Source organism: Labrenzia sp. PHM005 (genome assembly GCF_006517275.1).
Lineage (GTDB): Bacteria > Pseudomonadota > Alphaproteobacteria > Rhizobiales > Stappiaceae > Roseibium.
Genome location: NZ_CP041191.1, coordinates 5,005,691 through 5,022,746 on the forward strand (window position 1 = coordinate 5,005,691; position 17,056 = coordinate 5,022,746).

A 17,056-nucleotide genomic window follows, 5' to 3' on the forward strand; every position below is an offset into this window, starting at 1 on the left:
AGCTTCCTAACCGGCGGAACCGGACAATGACTCATTTGTGTTCCGGATGGCGGCGAATCTGGCGCCAACCTGCCGGACTATGATGATTTCAGACCCCTGCTCCAAAATGACACCGTCCTCATCCGGCTCGACCAGAACATAGTGACTTTGGCCGGTATGATCCTTCAACCGCGCCTGGGCAGGCAGACCCTTTTCCGCATTCCCTTGAACGATAATTGCCGGCTTTCCGACAAATGTTTTGCGCGAGACGGCGTCTGTCTCTTCCGTCGGCATGATTTTCGCCAGGCCAAGTGCAGTAACCCTGGTAAACGGCAGAGCCCCGGCAAATGCTCCTGCCGAAGCTAGCGCCCCGGGAAGCAGCCAGCCCGTGACCGAGTGAATGACGCCCTGCAGCACATAGCCTGCGACGCCAAAGCCAGTCAGGAAAAGCACCAGGATGATTAGCGCAGGAACCCGCCCGAAGCACAGCCAGCCAAGAAATTGGCTGAACAGGCCCTGCCCCGCGCCCGACGCATCCGGTGCATTGGCGCCGACAACTTCCAGGTCCCCGGTCAACACCCCACTGGGTGTCTCCATATCAAACTCCGGCCCGTCAAAGTCCGGGATATCAGCATCCGGCAGATCGAACTCCGGCAGCAGGCTGTCGATCATGCTCGACAGCCCAAGCCCCATCAAAGTTCCAACCCCTTCCGCCAATGCGATGGCCATCATCAGGCCAAGAGCAACGGCAAAGGGTGTGTTTTGATCTGCGAGTATAAACCCGACCATGTTCAAGCGTCTTTCGCAGCTGCTTTCAGAGCAGCCAAACGCTCTGAAACCCTGTTTTTGCGTGCCAGATCTTCAAGCTCGGCAAGTTTGGCTGCATTTTCCCTGTTGGCCGGACCACTGCCGGGAAGTCCGGTCGACCGGGACATGACCCGGTCAAACGCTTCTTCGGCCTTGCGCATCCGTCCTTCGACACTGTCAGCACCCGCAGCTTCGCCAGCAACAGCACTGTCTGCCGCATTTTGTTGCTGCGCCTTGCGGAACGCGGCAAGCTCGCTTTCGAGTTCCCGTTTGCGCGCCTTCAGCGCGTTGATGTAGCCTTCCAGTTCCTTTTCTTCGCGCACGGCATCAGCCACGGCGGTCTCCAAGACCGGGATTTGAACTTCCAGATCCAGCTGTTGCGCAATGGCCGCCTCTGCGAGATCGTCACGCCCCTCCCGGACCGCGAGCGCAATCTGCCCTTGCAGCTCTTCATGGCGCGAAGAAGTCTCGCTTAACCGTGTATTTGCCAAATGCTTGTTTGCAAGGACGCCGGCCAGTTCGTCACGCACTTGATCCGTCGCCCGGTCCACTTCCCGGATCGCTTCGGCCATCACGGTTTCCGGCGTCGCATTCTCAATTGAATCAACAATTTGATTAACTCCGCCAGAGACCAGGCGCTTGACTCGTCCAACAAGACCTTCTGCCATATTCTCCAACCTTTCCTTTTTGTTTAAAATCTATTCGCCTGCCGTTTCCTGGCGCTTGCGTTCAAGAAGACGCGCAATTTCAAGCACAGGTTCCAGCCTGCCTTCCATCAACCTTGGTTCATATGTCCGGCTCTGGGATGTCAGACCCAAATCAAACACTTCTTCAATCAGCGCAAACAACTCGGCGGCGAGAGCAGCTTCGAACCGTTTCAGTTCCGCCTCGCCTCCACCGGCTTCAGGCGCGGCAGCGACCAGCTCTGCCATCATTTCCGGAAGCCGCTCGTAAAGCTTGATCACCAAGTCCGACCGCTGACCGGTTTCTCGTTGAAGCTGGCGGATCCTTCGTTCCGAGGGGCGCGCCATTTGCCGCAAGAGTTCTTCACAAGCCGTAGCGTCCTGTCCGCCTTCCTGCCGTGCCCGAGCTTCCCGCAATATGTCACGCAGTTTTTCACTGGGTGTTCTTGCGCCTTGGGCTTCATATTCGGCCAAAAAAGCGACGTCATCGTCACTGAGCCGCACACTGATCGGGATGCTTTTGGGCATTTCCTTCACGCCACTCGTTTTCAAATTTCGATACCGTTTACATATGTATACGTTTGTATTGAAATGTCAACATATTTCACTTTATAATTGCATTTTCATAGTTAAACATCTTTAAATATCGCGACAAAATAAGGAAGACGCAGACCTAAATCAGCTAAGAGAAACAAAATCTTGTAACAAGAATACGAATGCCTGACAGGCTCTGACCTGTCTCGCCCCCGCCGCTCTGGCACATCAGGTTGTTTGGATGGAATGGTCCGCTGGCATCTGATGTCAAACTGACCGGAGACCCTGAACCGATTTGGCTGGACCTGAAACTCGGCTCACATTGCTATGCAGTTGTCTTGGCTATTTGGAATCGACCACTTTTTTGTTCAGCTCGTAGTTCCGGCTGTTCAAAATCCACCTGCCGACATTGTCCGCCAGCAGGCGGGCTGCTGTGCCATCGGACAACAATTCACTATAGCGTTGACTGACGTATGGATTGAGGTGGACGCAAGGCGATGTCCGCACGAATCCGCTGTGAATGAAGCCATTCATGACGTTCCAGTCGAGCGGCACAATGTTTTCGCCGCCATCAATGGCCCCAAACTGGGCCTGGCCGACGTACCGGCCGTGAATGATGTAATCCACGCGTTCAATCAAAAGCCGGTTTACATTCTCAAGAAAGGAAAAATTGTCGGACAGCTCAAGGACATTCAAGACATAGGTGTCAAACGGTTCGCCATATCGGTCACCGGCGTTTTTTGCGCCGAATTTTCCCTTTAGATCGATCCACGTCAGCAATGGAAATTGTCTTGTTTTCAAGGTGAATACCGTAAAAGGATTTTCGAAGGCGGGTGCCTCTGTATAAAGAAGAAACTTGGACCGCTGCGGTGTCTTTTTCAGCGACATCAAAAAATCTACATCGCCATTTTCGGCAGTTTTCAAGACCCGCTTCCAAGGGCCGGTGTAGACCGCTTCAAACGGGATGTCGATTTCGCTGAAGATCAATTTGTTCAGATCTACGCTCGCACCAACAATCCGCCCGCCTTCCCGCCAGTGGTAGGGCGGATAGTCGGGGTGTGCGGACGCAATTACCCGGTCGCAAGCCGAACCGGCTGCGTAAGCCCCGCTGATACTTCCTAACAGGAAAATCAGCCCGAGCCGGAATGCCAACATGCTTTCCTCCGAGACCGCGCCGTAAAGGTGTGGGTGCGCCTACTTATTCTACGAGCGGTCCACGATATTGCAAAACACTTAAGGCTCCCCAAACAGGCTTAGGCCCCGTTCCCTAATCCACGGAGGGATTAGTCCAACGCGCTGGACCAAATGGGTGTTGAAGCGCCCGCTCCACCAGCATCAGATGATCCTGACCGTAGAATGGATCGCCATCGACGATATAAGTGGGTGACCCGAACACATTCTGCTGTTTGGCCCATTCCGTGTTTTCCTGAAGTTTTGCTTGAACTTCTTCAGACGCTGCCTTCTCCAGCAGGATATCTGCATCAAAACCCAGTTTCGTTCCGATGGCTTTGAGCGCAGGAATATCGGAAAGGTCACAGTCCTCGTTCCAATGGGCTTCAAACAAGGCGTGCGCCATTCGATCGGGTTCAAGGCCATTTTCGCCAAGCGCAATAATCATTCCTGACGCGACGCTATAGTCGGCATCGTGGAAGGTCGGCCGGTTCGAAATGATCGGAACAGATCTGTATTCCGCCCACCGTTCGATTTCACGTCCGAAAAAGTAGTCCACATGGGCTTGTGTCCGGCCACGAAACCCCGCGCTTCTCTGGGCCTCAACGACCGGAGACAACAGCACCGGCCTGTGAACCAGCGTGGCATTGTACGCCTTGCAAATTCTCAGAATTTCCGCTGATCCGAGGTAAGCAAATGCAGAATGAGCGGAATAAACATATTCGATGGTTGGCATGTGGTGACCGGTTCAATTGAGGGTTCGGGACTTGGAAGGGTATTGCACAAGGATACACGGGAAGGGCCCGTGTCAGATGCTGTCCGCCAGGTTTTCTGCAAATTCCCCGGCTTCATGAGACCGCACCAGTGCGTGGCGGACGAGATCGTCAAAGTGTTTGGAAAACAGCTGCACATGACGGGTGTTGGAAAAGGCGAGGTAGCGCTGACCGAGATAAAGCGCTGCCCATTTCTGGCCAAACACGGTGAAAGGCGCGGAATACCGGTCATTTGCACCAAACAAATGCAGGCGCAAGGACGGATAGTGCTCGGCCAACGTCTGCCCCATCACATTCAGCTGCTCCTTCCGGCAGTCTGTGGAGAGGCCAGACCACATGCCCTCGCCCCGCGCAAAGGCCTCCAGAGCCTCCTTGGATAGGCAGATTTCCATGTCTGTTTCAGCACGGCTCAACAACGCCCGCTGGTCGCGTGTTCCCGTGATTGCCTGCCCCGCGGTCCGTAAGGTCTCGCCGGAGTACTCATGCGCTAAAACCGCTTCGGTTTTCAAAACATCGGGCAAGTTCGCTGGAACATGCCGAATTTTCGCGCCCACGGCATCGCGGTACCAGGCCAGTAGGTGTTCATCGACCGGATGCCGGTCGGTTTCGGCCACCTGCACTGCCTGATCCAGGATTTCCGCAGCTGCGCCCTTGTGCGCCGATAGTCCCAGCAGCCAATCGGCCGAAACGCCAAGGGCTGTGGCAATCGCCGCCAAAGCCTGCCCATTCGGCAACCGCGGGCTGTCTTCAGACAGCAGCTGGGAGACGGTCGACCGGTCTAAATCGGCACCACGGGCCAAATCGGAGCGGTTCATTTCCCGCTCCCGCAAGGCGGTGCTCAAACGCTCGCGGAACAATTCTGCTCTGTCTCGCTTATCCATTTGCGAGTATTGTCACTGAAGTTTTGGAAAATCAATCAATGGGCTATTTTTTCATCAAAGTAGTCTACTCCGAAGTGACCTTGCCTGCTCCCGGCGATGTGCATGCAGATCTCAACGAAAAGAGCGTCTAAGTATAATTAGCGATAAAGTGGGGAAAACAGGAACTTTAAAAGTGAATGCCTCGCTCAAAACATAAATCATTAGATCTGTCCCGTTGCGTTAATTCAATATAGTCTAGCTCCAAGGTGCATCTATTCAATTTCAATAATTGCAGTTGAGGCTGGACACGTTTGGTGGGGTGTTTTGAGTTTTGCGGATATTCATTGATAAGGCCAAAGATTTTGCCCGGTGGACACTCGTCCGGGACTGCGATCCGGAACTGGCATTAGCCCAGTGCAAGGAGCTGAATTTCCAAATTCCGCTGCTCTATGTGCTTTTGATGCTGAATGCGATTGCAGTGTCATTTACCCATCGCGACGTCGCGCCGACTTTTTTAACGATCGGCATCCTTGTACCAATCCTCTTGTTAACGATCTTCCGCCTACTGGTATGGGTCCGCTCGCGCCATGATCAACTCACACCGGACCAGGCAATCAATAAACTGCGCAGAACTGTGATTATGGCGAGCGTTATCTCGGTTATTTATATCACTTGGTCACTCAGTCTCGACAGCTATGGAGGCCCGACAGAACGAGGCCATGTCGCCCTTTTTATCGCGATCACGGTGATTGGCTGTATCTTTTGTCTGATGCACCTGCCCCAGGCGGCCATCATGGTCATGCTGATAGTGACGGTGCCCTATCTTGTTCACTATCTCGGCCAGAATGAAGATGTTTATACGGCGATTGCGCTGAATATCTTTCTCGTCTGTCTTGTTATTTTGAAAGTGCTGTTCAATGGCTATTTTGCGTTTTCTGACCTGATAAAATCCAGATCCGAGCTCTCTGCCAAACAGCGGGAAACCGAACTTCTGAATGCAGAAAATGAGCGTTTGTCACAAACCGACTATCTAACCGATCTGCCGAACCGCAGGCATTTTTTCAAAAGGCTGGATCAACACATAAAAGAGGCCGCCAGTTCAGATAGCGTTTTTGCGGTTGGCGTCATCGATCTCGATCAGTTCAAACCGGTCAATGACACCTATGGCCATCAAATAGGTGATCAGCTTCTGACCGCAGTCGGCGCCCGGCTTGAAGAGCTTAGCCTCCCTGGGCTGGAAATTAGCCGTCTGGGCGGCGATGAATTCGGCTTGCTGTTTCCGGGCGGGCCGGATACAGCACCGCTTGCTGCCAGAACCGTTTGCGATGGCCTCCAACAACCGTTCCAGATCGGCGATCTCTCGATTTCTATTGGCGCTTCTTGCGGCTTGGCCTTTTATCCAGAGGCTGGTGAAACAGCGCATGCCCTGTTCGACCGCTCTGACTATGCGCTTTACAATTCCAAGGCGTCATCGCGCGGCAGCCTGACAATCTACTCGGCAGACCACGAAGCCAAAATGCGCTCCACAAAAGCTATTGAGAGCGCGTTACAGAGTGCAAACATAAGGGAAGAGTTCGAAGTTCATTTTCAGCCGATTGTGGCCTTGCCGGACCAAAAAGTAGTTGGGTTTGAGGCGCTTGCGCGCTGGACCAGCCCCAAACTGGGCTCGATTCCACCTGATGTTTTCATTCAAGTGGCGGAACGCACGGGTCAGATCCAGCGTTTGACTATCCAGTTTTTCACCATGGCTATCGAACAGATCAATAATCTGCCAGATCACATCAAGCTCGGGTTCAACCTGTCGGCGCATGACATCACCTCGCCCGAAACGGTTGCCAGGCTACTGGACATCATCAAAACCAACAAAATCAATCCCAAACGGGTCACATTCGAACTTACGGAAACATCTGTCATCGGCAATTATGATGCCGCTGTTTCGTGCCTTCATGCATTGCGGAATGCGGGCTGCCGGCTGGCTCTGGATGACTTTGGCACCGGTTATTCAAGCCTCAGTTACTTGCACCGATTGCCAATCGATTGCGTCAAGGTCGACCGCAGCTTTGTTGCAAATCTGAGCGATCCCGTGGCCAATGGCGTTATCACGTCGGTTGTAAACCTGTGCCAATCGATGCAGCTAGTCTGTGTGGTGGAAGGGGTCGAACAAGAAAGTCAGGCAGAAGCGCTGAAAGACATGAATTGCCAGCTTGTTCAGGGTTTTCTGTTCAGCCGCCCACGGCCATTTTCAGAAATTGAAACCAGTATCGGGAACTCCGGAACAGTTGCAGGATTGCCGCTTACATCAGAAATCCCAGAAGACCTCCTGCGCCGCTCAGCAATGTAGAAGCGGTTTACTCACCAGCACCAGTGTAAGCCCCCGCTAAAACTGGATTTCAAGCACAACAACCATATGTCAAACTGAAATATAACGCCCGCCTTTACATTACGTTCAGCGTATAAAAACAGCTCATGATGTACAGTTTTGATCTCACGGACGTTTATCAGAACGCATAACTACAGCCTGTAAAATCTCTTTGCATAGGCATTTATTACAATCCCAAAATCAAAAGAAACAATTGAGAAACAATTCTTTTGGCAAATTCCAAATAAACTTACGTCACCGTTACGTAATTTAAACAATTTCCCTCTCAGTGTGAGCCTATCAGATTTTTACAATAATCTACCTGAGATTTACTATGAATTTTCACCCATACTTTAAGATGCAAACCATTGTCGAAAAGTCGCGGTATTTTATTCGTTGGTTTTTGATTGATACACTTGAGCCAGAAATCGCACTCGCAAAGTGCAAAGAACTGAATTCTCAGATCCCGCCGCTTTATCTGCTTATCATTTTGAACGCAGTTGCAGCTGCTTATACATACCGCGATTTGGCACCGGCTTACCTGACAATCGGCACCCTCACGCCAATCCTTGCCTTTACAGCGTTACGGCTTACTTCTTGGGTCCGCTCCCGCCATATTGAGCTCACTCCCCAACAAGCAATCCGCAAATTGCGCCAGACAGCTGTGTTGGCCGGTGTGGTAGCGGCTCTGTACGTTTCATGGTCTTTCGCTCTGAAAAGCTATGGCGGCATCACAGAACAAAGTCATGTCGCAATCGTCATCACAACGACGGTCTTTGGCTGTGTCTTCTGCCTCATGCATTTGCCGCAAGCTGCCATCTTGGTCATGCTGATTGTAACTGCGCCATATCTTGTTTTTTTTCTCAGCAAAAATCAGGAAGTTTATGCGGCAATCGCCTTGAACCTTTTCCTAGTGTCCCTTGTTATCCTGAAAGTCCTGTTCAACAGCTACAACGCTTTTGTAAACTTGATAAAATCCCGGACTGAGCTGGCAACCAAACACCAAGAAACAGAACGGCTGAATAGCGAAAACGAGCGGCTGTCCCACACCGACTTTCTTACAGATCTGCCCAACCGCCGGTACTTCTTCAAGAAAATAGACAAGCACTTGGAAGCCGTCAAAGACAGCAGAGAGCCTTTTACGGTCGGTGTGATTGACTTAGACCACTTCAAGCAAGTCAACGATACCTATGGCCACAAAACTGGCGATCAGCTTTTGGTGGCGGTGGCGTCCCGTATTCAAAACCTTGACCTGCCGGACCTCGAAATCTGCCGGCTCGGCGGTGATGAATTTGGACTGTTGTTTTTAGGCGCGCCAAACACCGCAGCCTCGGTCGCGCAAACAATCTGCGACCGCCTTCAGCGCCCCTATCAAATCGGCGAAATGAGCATCACCATCGGCGCCTCTTGCGGGCTGGCCAAATTCCCGGAAGCGGGCGAGACCACACACGAATTGTTCGACCGCTCAGATTATGCGCTCTACAATTCCAAAACCACGGTCCGCGGCAGCGTCACGGTTTATTCTGCCGACCACGAAGCCAAGATCCGCTCTGACAGAGCTATCGAAAGCGCTTTGCAACGGGCTGATGTTTACGTGCAATTCCAGGTACATCTTCAGCCTATTGTTGCCCTTCCGGACCGGACGATCACTGGTTTTGAAGCGCTCGCACGCTGGACCAGTCCAGAACTCGGCCAAATCTCACCGGATGTTTTCATTCAAGTCGCGGAGCGTACCGGACAAATTCAACGGCTCACAGTTCAGCTGTTTGCTATGGCCGTAGACCAAATCAGCGCTCTGCCGGACAACTTGAGGCTGTCTTTCAATCTTTCGGCCCACGATATCTCGTCCCCTGAAACCGTTGGCCGATTGCTGAAGATTATTAAAAACCACCACATCGATCCGGCTCGGATTACTTTTGAAATCACCGAGACATCGGTCATTGACAGTTATGAGGCGGCCGAAACCTGCTTGAACAAACTGCGGGACGCAGGGTGTAGATTGGCGCTGGACGATTTCGGCACCGGATACTCCAGCCTTGGCTATCTCCATAAGCTTCCGATCGATTGTGTGAAAATCGACCGGAGTTTCATAGCCAATCTCGATGATCCGATTTCAGGCGGTGTTGTGACATCGGTTTTGAACCTTTGCCGCACTATGCAAATTGCTTGTGTCGTAGAAGGTGTTGAAAATCTCAGTCAGCTGGACGCTTTGGAAGAACTGCATTGCCCATTCGTTCAAGGCTATCTGTTTTGCCCGCCAATGCCGTTTGACGAAATTTCGGAAAGTCTGGCGAGCTCCGAGGCTATTGCCGGTTTGCCGCTTGCGCCAAAGAACGAAACAAAACACCATCATCAGGCCGCAATTTAGGGGATGGATTTAACAACTCAGCTGGTGTTCGCAATCCGGTAAACGCAGCGGCGGTCCCCCGACAAGAGGTGCTCTTGGCGCTCCACCGCGACTCCGCCGCCCAACACAGCCTTAAACAGACTAAGTTCGGACCGGCAGAAGCCCTGACAAGCTGTGGCAGCCGCGCAGATCGAACAATGGTTCTCAATCAACAAGAACCCGTCATCGTCCGCTTCCACTTCGGCCATATAGCCTTCCCGGCTGCGAAGGGCCGCCAGTGCCGCAACCTTGCCACCCAGATCATCGTTCGCGCTAACAGCCTCTGAATATAGCTGTCGGCTTTGCTCTTCGCGCCGCGCAATCAATTTGTCGAGACCGTCCTTGCCATAGAGATCTGTAACGCCGTTCAACAACCCCAAAATCAGCGCCGCATGATTGTCTGGAAACTGGCCATGGCCTTGCTCGCTCAACGACCAGTTCCGTTTTGGCCGGCCAACGGTCCCTTTAAGGTCTTCAAAAACGACCAGCTTGTCCTCCAGCAGCCCATCGAGCTGTTGGCGGACGGCAACGGAAGTGACCTCCAGCGTCTTGGCAAGTTCGGCTGCGGTCTGCGGGCCGGACACCTTCAGGGCATTGAGCAATCGGGTACGTGTGCGGTCTGACATAACTTATGAATATAACCACGCTTACGATAAAGAAAAGGATCGCTTATCTAATCTTTGGACCAATTGCGTTCATTTTCTTGAACTGTGCTTTGTGGTACCCGACCCATATGACTGGTGGCACCAAACGGCAGAAAGACATGCGCAAGGCGCTCCGCATTTTGGTGCCACGGGTACCGATGGCCGATGCAGAAGCGATTTTGGCCTTGGCGCTGGCCGGTCACTTGCGTCATCTGCCGCCCTACATTGCCGTTTGGCAGGCAACAACCAGCCACATCCGCCACAATCACACGGACTATGATGCTTTATTGGACGAAGGCTATGATCGGGATGCTGCGCGTTTTTTTGTCATCGATGCCATGAATTTGGTTTTGGAAAACTGGGGCTGCCAGAAACGGCTTTCGGCAGACGACAACAGTCTTGACTAACCATGGCGTCATCCTTTCCTCTCCACCCTATACCTTGTCATATTTGCCAATTATCCTAGGTGAAAGGATACTTATCAAAGATCGGGCCAGGGAGGTCGCCAATCGTGTCCCATTCATTGCTAAAAGCGCTTGTTTTTACAGCTTTCTCCTCAATTTTGGTGCCAGTAGAAGCCATGTCTGAAAACCGGATTGACCTCATCCGCCCGGATGCCCCGGAGCTCGCCGCCCACGGACCACACAGTGTTGGCCGGCTGACGCTGGAGCTAACGAACCCCGATCAATACGACATTGTCCGGATCGCAGCGGACGAAACACCGGAACGATACGACCGCCCGTTAACACTAGAAGTGTTTTATCCGGCTGAGCCTCATGACGCCTCGGAAGCGATGCGCGTGATTTTGCGCGATGGCCAACGGCAAGCCGATATACTCGGGCTTTCCAAGCAAAACGCCACCGCTGACCGGAACACTGCCCCCTACCCGCTTGTTTTGATTTCTCATGGCTATCCGGGCAACCGGTTTTTGATGAGCCATTTGGCAGAAAACCTCGCGACAAAGGGCTATGTGGTCGCTTCGATCGATCACACCGACAGCCTCTATCACGATAAGGCGGCTTTTGGTTCAACGCTGGTCAACCGGCCGTTGGATCAGATGTTTGTCCTGAATGAAATGGACAGGCTGTCAAAGGCCAAGGAGACACCTCTCGCGGGTCTCATCAACACGGAGCGGACAGCCTTAATCGGCTATTCCATGGGCGGTTATGGCGCCATTATTTCCGCCGGCGGCGGGGTGACCGACAAGGCGATCGACTATGATTGGGGAGCTCCCGATGGCTTGCTTGGCATACATAAAGCCGGCAGCAGCAGCCATGAAGCGCTTTTGGATCCACGGCTAAAAGCCATTGTTGCAATTGGTCCCTGGGGCCGGAACCGGGATTTCTGGGATGCTAAGGGGCTTTCGGGTGTCCGCATCCCAGCGCTCTACGTTGCCGGCAGCGTGGATGATGTTTCTGAATACGAAACCGGCATCCGCAAGATCTGGGAGGAAAGCACAGGTACTATCCGGCATTTATTGACGTTTGTCAGCGCCAATCACAACGCAGCTGCGCCGATGCCGGCACCGGCAGAATCCTATGCTTTTAGTGAGGAGCTTGGCTGGGCCCCATTTGATCATTACGCCGATGCGGTTTGGGATACGGTGCGTATGAACAACATCTTGCAGCACTTCACGACCGCCTTTGTCGACCTGCATCTGAAACACGACACCGACAAAGCCGCTTATCTCGACCTTGTGCCGACCGCAGAAGATGGTGTCATGGCCAAGAACGACGATGGGACGCTGTCTCCGGATCACACCTATTGGCACGGTTTTGCGGATCGGACAGCCAAGGGGCTGAAATTCGAAACGCTAGGCAAAGGCAAATAGCGCAATTCTGCTGGCCCGACGGTAGGACGCGATCCTTGCCAATGACATGGTTATGGGTCACCTGCTCAAGGCATGGCGTGTTGAAGATCAGGTCCGATCCGAGCTCGAAAAAGACAAACCGATCAGCGTCCATTTTTTCGAAGACTTTTCTGAAGCCAAATCCAGGATTTCTGGTGGCCTTTAACAAGGCCGTCCCCGGCTGCCGCGGGCAAGTAGACACCAACGAGAAACTGAGTTTTTAAAAATACGTGCTGAACACTATTGTTCTGTGCATTCGGGTTTGAACTTAAACTGCAGACACCAATTCAATTGTTTTTGCGCCCGAAGAAGGAAAGAAGCTTGATCGCGAGACTTTTTTTGGGGGGAGGAAGGATTCCCACAAACTCGGCAAGGTCAATGTACCCATCGTGCCGGAAGTTCAAGTAACTATCAGCAAGATCAAGCGGTATTTCGAAAACATGATCGCAAGGGTACTCGTCTCCGTCGTCCTGAACACGCTGGTTGGTAATATGTTCACCCCTTATCGAATGATACGCCTCAGGGAATTGCCCTTCCTCCTGTAAATGCAGCGGATCATCATTGTTTCCATCGTGCGTAACTTTCCATTTTGTTCGGCCATTCGATAAGAATTGCGCTGAACACCACATGATAATCTCGTTGACTTCACAAGCGATGATATCTGTTTTTTGAGAAATTGTTTCGATCAAAGAAGCATTTTTTCTAATGAAACTGTCATCTTCAAGCCAAACAATTGTCCAGTTCGTATTGCGGCCTCGCCCTATCCAAGACGCAGTAACCGGACCATGGTCGCAAACCTTGCGACCCAGCTCGAACTGAAAATATTCACCAACCTCTTCAATCGAACACTTCAAACCAATGTAACAAAGCCTGTAACCCATTCATTTCTATCCCAATACTTTTTCGCATAACCCGATCGGAGAAAAGAGGCACGTCTGCGGCTTTGCCAGCAAATGACCAGATCGTGTTTCATGTTCTTATGGCCGGCGGGCGATCAGATCGATCTCGACCAAGGCACCAACGGCAAGACCGGTCACCCCAATACAAGTGCGGCCCGGCAACTTGCCGTCTTCGAAGAACGAGCGATAGGTCTCGTTCATCTCTTCATAGTCCCGTTCGAATTGTGTCAGATACACTCGAGCGAAGGTCACATTCTCCAGCCCCAGTTCCAGCCCACCCAATACGATCTTGAGGTTCTCCATAACCCGTTCGGTCTGGGCGGCCACCCCATCCGGCAAGGGCGCATCAGGAGCATCTGGATCTGTCGGCATTTGTCCGGTGACAAATACCCAGCCGTCAACTTCCACCGCGTGAGAAAATGGAGCAACTGGTCGTGGACCTCGATCGATCATGTGATGGATTGGCAGCATAGGGGTCTCCTTAATCAACTAACAGGCTGATAGATCCATTGCTCCGGAATGTGAGCGGTCACAGCCTCGCCGACAAGAACCTCACCAGGTTTTTCAATGAATCCAACGAGTCCACGCAGACGGCGCGCCTTTTGCGCAAACAGAAGATCCAACCCGTCGCGGTCAGGATAGTTTTTCGCAATGGCCGCCCCGGCGAAGCGGCACGGTGCGTTATCGCCATCGACCCGGATCACCAATCCACCTTCAAACACGAGCCGTGTTCGTGGCGGCACCAGCGACAGATTGGGAACGCCGGACAGGGTAATGTTACCGCCGATCCATTCCGATTTCAGGTCAGGGATCTCCATCCGTTCAGCAATGATGCCGAGCTCCTCAACAGACAGGATCGAAATCTGGCGCTCGTTGCACATCTCGGTGCCGCGCGGATACCAAGGCTCCCGTCCACCGGACTTGCGTGTAAACCCTGCATGCCGGTCGCCCGGAATACCTTCAAAAGTCAGTTCAAGGCGGTCTACTGGCAGGGTTTGAAAATCATCGATGGCCGGTGTGCCAAACACGCCTTCCACCTGTCCGGAGAGTTTGAATTTGCGGGTTACCTGCAGATCATCAGGAAGACTGACAAGATGGTCGGCCATGAATGTATCCTATTTAATCGGTCGTGATGATCTGTTTAGGCGAAACAGCCTCCGACAACCAGCAAATCCCGTTGATGGAAACATTTGATTTCTTGATACATTTGGTAAGGTTACAGCGTCAAAATGATGAGAGTGGTTTCTGAGTGACTTGAAAGGATCAGCGTTGGATAAACATCCAAAGTCATCTGTTCCCAAGGTGTTCGGCATTTTGGCGGGTCTGGCTCAAGTGTGTTTTGCCAATTCTGACGCATTGGCGGACCGGGTATTGTTTGTGCAAGACAACGCCTATCCACCTTATATGACTGTAAAAGACGGTGCGGCCGGTGGTCTTTACGCGGCAATCTTAAATGAGGCCAAAGAACGCCTCGGGTCGAGTGAGTTGGAAATTCTAGCGGTTCCTTGGACAAGGGCAACGGTTCTCGTCAAGAACGGCAGTGCGCAAGGATTGGTTGGAAGCTACTACAAACCGCAGGACCGCCCCTGGATCCGGCATTGGTCCGAGCCGATTTTCCATGAAGAAGTCAGCATTTTCTGCCGGTCAGGTATTGCGCAACCTGGCTGGATCTATCCTGATGACTACAAAGGCCTCCTGTTTGGCAATGTCGCCGGATATAGAGCCCCGGGCGACCGATTTTTCGAGTTGGTCGCGCAAGGCCAGATCAAATTGGAAGAAGCCCAGACCACGGAACAAAACTTGAGCAAACTTTCCCTCGAACGGATCGATTGTTACGTGGTGGAGCGTGTCGCAACGGAAATTCTAATCCGCGAAAAGAACATCACCAATGTCGACAACGTCGGCACCGCCTCCATGGAAGCGGCTTACATCGGCTATTCCGATAAGTGGACCGGCCCGGAAGCGGACGCGTTTATCGAGGCGATGGACGCTGTAATAAAAACCATGAAAAAAGATGGGACGATTGACAGGATCGTCTCCCGTTATCCGGAAAGTTGACAATAACTCTTCAAAATCCTCTTCGGTCATGACGTAAGGACACCCCCCCTTTTTCCCTGTTTTCGGGCATATTTGGCGCTCATGGATTTGTCTTTGATTAAGTTTCCTTAAGTAGCTTACCTAATCGACATCAGTGGAAAGGACCGTCAGATTGCGGGCTCGAATTTCGTGGCATTTTACCTCACCGTGGCAAAACCTTTTTTGCCGCGTGGAAGGAGACGCGGTATCCAAGCAAAGCGCATGACGATAAAGAAAACTCTCACTGTTCTGGCTTCGGCCGTCTCCATCATCTGGCTTGGTAGCTACCAGTTGAGCGCCAGCGGAGACATCAAAACAATTACATTGGTTCAGGATTCCGACTATCCCCCATTTATGATTGCTGAGCATGCTGGTCCGGCCGGAATTTATGCAGACATTGTTCGCGCAGCCGACGAACGTTTGCCAGGCTACAACATTCTGCTGACTGCCTCTCCCTGGCCGCGGGCCAAATTCCTGGTCGAAACCGGCCGGGCCAATGGTCTTGTGGGAACTTACCATAAACCGATACGCCGGCCCTGGATCCGGCACTTCTCAACTCCACTGGCAACCGAAACGATTTATGTCTATTGCCGGGATGGAGTCGCCAAGGAGACCTGGAACTACCCGCAAGATTATGCGGGCCTTCTGTTTACCAACAATGCCGGATTTGCAACTCCAGGCACTAAGTTCTTCGAGTTGGTCGAGCAAGGCAAGATCGAAGTCATTGAAGAACAGACAACCGATGAGAACCTGCGCTTACTGCATATCGGGCGTGCCGATTGCTATGTGCAGGAACAAGTTGCTGTTGAGATCTCCTTACGCTTGAATAAGTTTCACAACATCAAACCGATCCGCAAAGTGCTGAAAGAACCGGCGCATATTGGCTATAGCGAGCATTGGAGCGCGTCGGACGGGGATGCATTTATCCAAGAGATGGACCAAGTTCTGGAAGAGATGGCCCAAGACGGAACAATCAGCGACATCATCATGAAGTGGACCGACGGCACGATCTAGCGCCGTAGTTCTCCCGTCGCCGGACAGGTTTTCTGCCATCAACTGTTGTGCCCCAAACTGAGTGCATACCAATATTTATGCAATCTGCACAAGATTTCCCCTTCGCACTGCACAATACAGGATTGTAAACTTACCTTGAGAAAGCAAAGGTGAGCCTGTCCGATGACGCAGCCGGAGTTGAACGAAAGTACATTTGCCAGATTGATCAACATCGCTGGCCGGCAACGCATGTTGTCCCAGCGTGTCGGCTTTCTATCGGCGGTTCTCAATTCCGTTCAATCGCAAACAGAAGATCAAGAACTGCAGCAATCCGACAGCCGTCTTGAAATGCTAAAGATGGCCGCTGCCGATTTTGAGCGCGGTTTTACAGTACTTCGACAAGGGGACCCGTCTCAGGATCTGCCATTTTGGGATTCAGAGGGTATCCGCGCCATATTAGCGGGGACCGGCAGTCAAAAGGGCCTGCGAACAATCAGTCACTTTATGACTGAAACCCGGCATACAATCAGCGTTTTGGAAAGTGGCAAAACCCGGCCAGACCAGGAGCTTGAGGCATTCTCCACATTCGTTTTGACCGATGTACTTGGCGTTTTGCAGCAAATTGTCACCGCCCTTGAACACGACTTTCAAACAGAAACGGCAAAGCGGCAGAAACAACGTGACCAGGAAATCGACAGGGTCCGGGCTGCGGTCGAAGAAATCCAGCGCGCTTCGAAATTCTCGCGCCTAATTGCCCTGAACGCCAAGATTTCGGCCAACAGGGCCGGCCAACATGGTAGCGAATTCCGGGCATTGACCGATGAAATCAAACAGATTTCAGACGATATTACGGAAAGCTCTGATGATATCATCCGCTTTCTTGCCTTTGCCTGACACCGCAAAATTCTAAAAGTTATTGCGCCCGAACAATGCACCCCAGCCAGCTCAAGCTGGTTGCCGCAACCTCATTTGTGAGTCCGATCTCGCGTCTATCCCGCCCAATAATACAGACATCTCGATTTTTACGGATTGAATTGCATGTAA

Annotated in this window: 17 protein-coding genes; 7 read left to right on the forward strand and 10 right to left on the reverse strand. The window is 52.2% G+C overall.

The window, feature by feature from the left end:
• Positions 1 to 6: 6 nt before the first annotated feature.
• From FJ695_RS22675 to FJ695_RS22700, 6 genes are all read right to left on the reverse strand, one after another.
• Entirely contained in the window at positions 7 to 768 is a 762-nt protein-coding gene (locus tag FJ695_RS22675) for a YqiJ family protein (RefSeq protein ID WP_141187556.1), read from the reverse strand.
• Positions 769 to 770: 2 nt separating this feature from the next.
• The gene (locus tag FJ695_RS22680; RefSeq protein ID WP_141187557.1) at positions 771 to 1,454 is read right to left on the reverse strand and encodes a PspA/IM30 family protein; all 684 of its coding nucleotides are present in this window, start codon (positions 1,452 to 1,454) and stop codon (positions 771 to 773) included.
• Positions 1,455 to 1,484: 30 nt separating this feature from the next.
• Positions 1,485 to 1,997: a hypothetical protein gene (locus FJ695_RS22685; RefSeq protein WP_141187558.1), complete on the reverse strand. Its 513-nt coding sequence runs from the start codon at positions 1,995 to 1,997 to the stop codon at positions 1,485 to 1,487.
• 348 nt (positions 1,998 to 2,345) lie between these two features.
• Complete coding sequence (locus FJ695_RS22690) at positions 2,346 to 3,158, reverse strand: ABC transporter substrate-binding protein (protein ID WP_141187559.1); 813 nt, start codon at positions 3,156 to 3,158, stop codon at positions 2,346 to 2,348.
• 112 nt (positions 3,159 to 3,270) lie between these two features.
• On the reverse strand, positions 3,271 to 3,909 hold the full coding sequence (locus FJ695_RS22695; protein WP_141187560.1) for a 2-hydroxychromene-2-carboxylate isomerase: 639 nt from the start codon (positions 3,907 to 3,909) through the stop codon (positions 3,271 to 3,273).
• Between the two features lie 72 nt (positions 3,910 to 3,981).
• Complete coding sequence (locus FJ695_RS22700; RefSeq protein ID WP_141187561.1) at positions 3,982 to 4,827, reverse strand: helix-turn-helix domain-containing protein; 846 nt, start codon at positions 4,825 to 4,827, stop codon at positions 3,982 to 3,984.
• 310 nt (positions 4,828 to 5,137) lie between these two features.
• Here FJ695_RS22700 and FJ695_RS22705 point away from each other — a divergent pair, with 310 nt between their 5' ends.
• A complete protein-coding gene (locus FJ695_RS22705; RefSeq protein ID WP_141187562.1) occupies positions 5,138 to 7,147 on the forward strand; it encodes a bifunctional diguanylate cyclase/phosphodiesterase in 2,010 nt (669 codons plus the stop codon).
• A 352-nt stretch (positions 7,148 to 7,499) separates the two neighbouring features.
• Positions 7,500 to 9,533, forward strand: a complete 2,034-nt coding sequence (locus FJ695_RS22710; protein WP_209010784.1) for a bifunctional diguanylate cyclase/phosphodiesterase — start codon at positions 7,500 to 7,502, stop codon at positions 9,531 to 9,533.
• 17 nt (positions 9,534 to 9,550) lie between these two features.
• Here the strand turns inward: FJ695_RS22710 and FJ695_RS22715 are convergent, their stop codons facing one another.
• The gene (locus FJ695_RS22715) at positions 9,551 to 10,177 is read right to left on the reverse strand and encodes a metalloregulator ArsR/SmtB family transcription factor (protein WP_141187563.1); all 627 of its coding nucleotides are present in this window, start codon (positions 10,175 to 10,177) and stop codon (positions 9,551 to 9,553) included.
• A gap of 107 nt (positions 10,178 to 10,284) precedes the next feature.
• Here FJ695_RS22715 and FJ695_RS22720 point away from each other — a divergent pair, with 107 nt between their 5' ends.
• Together FJ695_RS22720 and FJ695_RS22725 are read left to right on the forward strand one after the other, a co-directional pair.
• The gene (locus FJ695_RS22720; protein WP_141187564.1) at positions 10,285 to 10,602 is read left to right on the forward strand and encodes a DUF2293 domain-containing protein; all 318 of its coding nucleotides are present in this window, start codon (positions 10,285 to 10,287) and stop codon (positions 10,600 to 10,602) included.
• Between the two features lie 104 nt (positions 10,603 to 10,706).
• Complete coding sequence (locus FJ695_RS22725; protein WP_209010785.1) at positions 10,707 to 12,026, forward strand: dienelactone hydrolase; 1,320 nt, start codon at positions 10,707 to 10,709, stop codon at positions 12,024 to 12,026.
• Positions 12,027 to 12,331: 305 nt separating this feature from the next.
• Here FJ695_RS22725 and FJ695_RS22730 read toward each other — a convergent pair whose 3' ends face one another.
• The 3 genes from FJ695_RS22730 to FJ695_RS22740 all read right to left on the reverse strand — a co-directional run bounded on the left by FJ695_RS22730 (position 12,332) and on the right by FJ695_RS22740 (position 14,049).
• Complete coding sequence (locus FJ695_RS22730) at positions 12,332 to 12,925, reverse strand: hypothetical protein (RefSeq protein ID WP_141187565.1); 594 nt, start codon at positions 12,923 to 12,925, stop codon at positions 12,332 to 12,334.
• Between the two features lie 96 nt (positions 12,926 to 13,021).
• On the reverse strand, positions 13,022 to 13,414 hold the full coding sequence (locus FJ695_RS22735) for a RidA family protein (RefSeq protein ID WP_168206462.1): 393 nt from the start codon (positions 13,412 to 13,414) through the stop codon (positions 13,022 to 13,024).
• Between the two features lie 14 nt (positions 13,415 to 13,428).
• Positions 13,429 to 14,049 carry an MOSC domain-containing protein gene (locus tag FJ695_RS22740; RefSeq protein ID WP_141187566.1) on the reverse strand — a complete coding sequence of 207 codons (621 nt, stop codon included), beginning with the start codon at positions 14,047 to 14,049 and terminating at the stop codon, positions 13,429 to 13,431.
• A 163-nt stretch (positions 14,050 to 14,212) separates the two neighbouring features.
• Between FJ695_RS22740 and FJ695_RS22745 the strand changes: the two genes are divergently transcribed.
• From FJ695_RS22745 to FJ695_RS22755, 3 genes are all read left to right on the forward strand, one after another.
• Entirely contained in the window at positions 14,213 to 15,001 is a 789-nt protein-coding gene (locus FJ695_RS22745; RefSeq protein WP_209010786.1) for an ABC transporter substrate-binding protein, read from the forward strand.
• A gap of 240 nt (positions 15,002 to 15,241) precedes the next feature.
• Positions 15,242 to 16,033 (forward strand): ABC transporter substrate-binding protein, encoded by a 792-nt coding sequence (locus FJ695_RS22750; protein WP_141187567.1) that lies wholly within the window; start codon positions 15,242 to 15,244, stop codon positions 16,031 to 16,033.
• A gap of 162 nt (positions 16,034 to 16,195) precedes the next feature.
• Entirely contained in the window at positions 16,196 to 16,906 is a 711-nt protein-coding gene (locus FJ695_RS22755) for a type IV pili methyl-accepting chemotaxis transducer N-terminal domain-containing protein (RefSeq protein ID WP_141187568.1), read from the forward strand.
• The last annotated feature ends 150 nt before the right edge of the window (positions 16,907 to 17,056 follow it).

Coding starts and splice junctions, on each gene's coding strand:
- FJ695_RS22675 (WP_141187556.1), bottom strand. CDS start 768: ATGGTCGGGTTTATACTCGCAGATCAAAACACACCCTTTGCCGTTGCT.
- FJ695_RS22680 (WP_141187557.1), bottom strand. CDS start 1,454: ATGGCAGAAGGTCTTGTTGGACGAGTCAAGCGCCTGGTCTCTGGCGGA.
- FJ695_RS22685 (WP_141187558.1), bottom strand. CDS start 1,997: ATGCCCAAAAGCATCCCGATCAGTGTGCGGCTCAGTGACGATGACGTC.
- FJ695_RS22690 (WP_141187559.1), bottom strand. CDS start 3,158: ATGTTGGCATTCCGGCTCGGGCTGATTTTCCTGTTAGGAAGTATCAGC.
- FJ695_RS22695 (WP_141187560.1), bottom strand. CDS start 3,909: ATGCCAACCATCGAATATGTTTATTCCGCTCATTCTGCATTTGCTTAC.
- FJ695_RS22700 (WP_141187561.1), bottom strand. CDS start 4,827: ATGGATAAGCGAGACAGAGCAGAATTGTTCCGCGAGCGTTTGAGCACC.
- FJ695_RS22710 (WP_209010784.1), top strand. CDS start 7,500: ATGAATTTTCACCCATACTTTAAGATGCAAACCATTGTCGAAAAGTCG.
- FJ695_RS22715 (WP_141187563.1), bottom strand. CDS start 10,177: ATGTCAGACCGCACACGTACCCGATTGCTCAATGCCCTGAAGGTGTCC.
- FJ695_RS22720 (WP_141187564.1), top strand. CDS start 10,285: ATGACTGGTGGCACCAAACGGCAGAAAGACATGCGCAAGGCGCTCCGC.
- FJ695_RS22730 (WP_141187565.1), bottom strand. CDS start 12,925: ATGGGTTACAGGCTTTGTTACATTGGTTTGAAGTGTTCGATTGAAGAG.
- FJ695_RS22735 (WP_168206462.1), bottom strand. CDS start 13,414: ATGCTGCCAATCCATCACATGATCGATCGAGGTCCACGACCAGTTGCT.
- FJ695_RS22740 (WP_141187566.1), bottom strand. CDS start 14,049: ATGGCCGACCATCTTGTCAGTCTTCCTGATGATCTGCAGGTAACCCGC.
- FJ695_RS22750 (WP_141187567.1), top strand. CDS start 15,242: ATGACGATAAAGAAAACTCTCACTGTTCTGGCTTCGGCCGTCTCCATC.
- FJ695_RS22755 (WP_141187568.1), top strand. CDS start 16,196: ATGACGCAGCCGGAGTTGAACGAAAGTACATTTGCCAGATTGATCAAC.